Raw genomic sequence first — 1,812 nt, forward strand, 5'->3', positions numbered from 1 at the left:
CGGAGGTGGTCGCCGCGCTGCGCGAGCGGGTGCTGGCCGTCGCCGTGGGGCCGGTGACCGCGGCACCACTCGAGGCGGAGGGGGTGCCCACCCGGCAGCCCGAGCGCGCCCGGCTGGCAGCGCTGGCGCGCGAGGTGGTCGCCGCGCTCGGGTCGGAGCGCCCGCCAGCGGGCTGACCTCAGCGCAGGTCGAGCCGCATGAGCACCCGCGGGAAGCCGCTGATCACCGAGGTGGTGTCGGCGGTCTTCGCGAACCCGGCCTGCTCGAACACCGCACGGGTGCCCACGTAGGCCATCGTCAGGTCGACCTTGCGCCCCTCGTTGTCGACCGGATACCCCTCGACCACGGGCGCCCCGTGCGCCCGGGCGAACTCCACGGCGCCGGCCACCAGGGCGTGGACGATGCCCTGGCCGCGGTGTCCCGGCCGCACGCGGAGGCACCACAGCGACCAGACGTCGACGTCGTCGACCTGCGGGATCTTCCGGTTGCGGGCGAAGCTCGTGTCGGCGCGCGGGTGGATCCCCGCCCAGCCGACGACCTCGTCGCCGTCGTAGGCGAGCACCCCGGGCGGCGGGTCCTCGGCGACCAGTGCGCGGACCCGCTCGCCCCGCGCCGGACCCCGCAGCGCCAGGTTCTCCTTGGAGGAGATGCGGTAGCTGAGGCACCAGCACACGTTCGCGTCCGGCCGCTTGGGACCGACCATCGTGGCCACGTCGTCGAAGCTGGTCGCCGGTCGCACCTCGATCGCCATGCGCGCATCGTGGCAGCGACCACCGACAGCGGTCAGCCCCGATCGACCCCGGTGGCGCGGTACAGGTCGCGGAGCAGGGCGATCTCGGCGCCGTGGTGGGCGAGCTCGTCGAAGGCGTGCACGACGAGGTCGGCCCAGGTGCCCTCGGCATAGGGACCCCACGCGGGGCCGAGCTGCTGACGGATGCCGTCCTCGCCCTTCGCCACCGCCGCGTCCCTGAACGCCGCGGCCGCGCGCCGCAGATCCCGCAGCGCCGTGGCCGCGTCACCGTGCCACTGCCGGTCGGTCACCTCGAGCGGGCGGCCCGGCCAGTCCGCCAGGTAGTCGGCGAAGCAGTCGGAGGCCAGGTGCCAGGTGCGCCAGGCGATGGTGGTGACCGGTGCCGGCTCGGGATCCGGGATCACCCGGTCGACCGTCCACCCGTCCGCACCGGCCTGCCGCACCGTCCAGGCGTCCGGCGCCGGCTCCCACAGGTACTCGTCGTCGGTGAGCCCGGCCAGCCGCCGGTCCAGCCGCTCCCAGCCGTCGTCCCAGCCGCGCAGCAGGATCGGGAGCAGCGGGGTGTCGGTCATGGCCGGGACGCTAGCCACGGCGTACGACGATTCGCCGCCGTCGCTGCCTCCCTGTGGTGAGACGAGGCCGGATCGGCGTGCCACCTCACCGGGTCACCGGGGATGATCACGAGCGTGACCGCCTCCGAGGACACCGCCGAGCTCCCCGGCCGGACGCTCATCGAGCTGGGCGCGCCGGTGGCGGGGACGATGAGCCGCGCGGCCGCCGCCGTCGTGTTCGAGCCGTCGGCCGCCGCGGTGCGGATCGCCGCTCCGTTCGCGGCCTGCCTGCGGACCGTCGCGACGGAGGCCGCCGCCGCCCCGGTCGACAGGGAACGCGTCCGTGCCGGCGCGGCCCTGGCCTTCGCCGTCGAGTACGCGGCCACGCAGGACCGGGCCGGCCGGCCCGCGCGGTCCGACGGCTGGTTCGCCCCGCGCCCCGGGAGCCGATCGGCCGCCGACGACGTCGCCGAGGCGATGGTCGTCGCGGCCCGCCGGTCCACCGACGAA

2 protein-coding genes and 1 pseudogene are annotated in these 1,812 nt (G+C 75.9%); 1 reads left to right on the plus strand and 2 read right to left on the minus strand.

Annotated features, from left to right (window positions below; translation table 11 throughout):
• Positions 1–178 precede the first annotated feature (178 nt).
• Together A6V29_RS07180 and A6V29_RS07185 are read right to left on the minus strand one after the other, a co-directional pair.
• Positions 179–751 (minus strand): GNAT family N-acetyltransferase, encoded by a 573-nt coding sequence (locus tag A6V29_RS07180; protein WP_137159671.1) that lies wholly within the window; start codon positions 749–751, stop codon positions 179–181.
• Between the two features lie 32 nt (positions 752–783).
• The gene (locus A6V29_RS07185) at positions 784–1,323 is read right to left on the minus strand and encodes a DinB family protein (protein WP_137159672.1); all 540 of its coding nucleotides are present in this window, start codon (positions 1,321–1,323) and stop codon (positions 784–786) included.
• A gap of 114 nt (positions 1,324–1,437) precedes the next feature.
• Between A6V29_RS07185 and A6V29_RS07190 the strand changes: the two are divergent.
• A pseudogene (locus tag A6V29_RS07190) lies at positions 1,438–1,812 on the plus strand (hypothetical protein); the annotation flags it as partial.

The organism is Blastococcus sp. CCUG 61487 (genome assembly GCF_005222955.1).
Classification (GTDB): Bacteria; Actinomycetota; Actinomycetes; order Mycobacteriales; family Geodermatophilaceae; genus Blastococcus.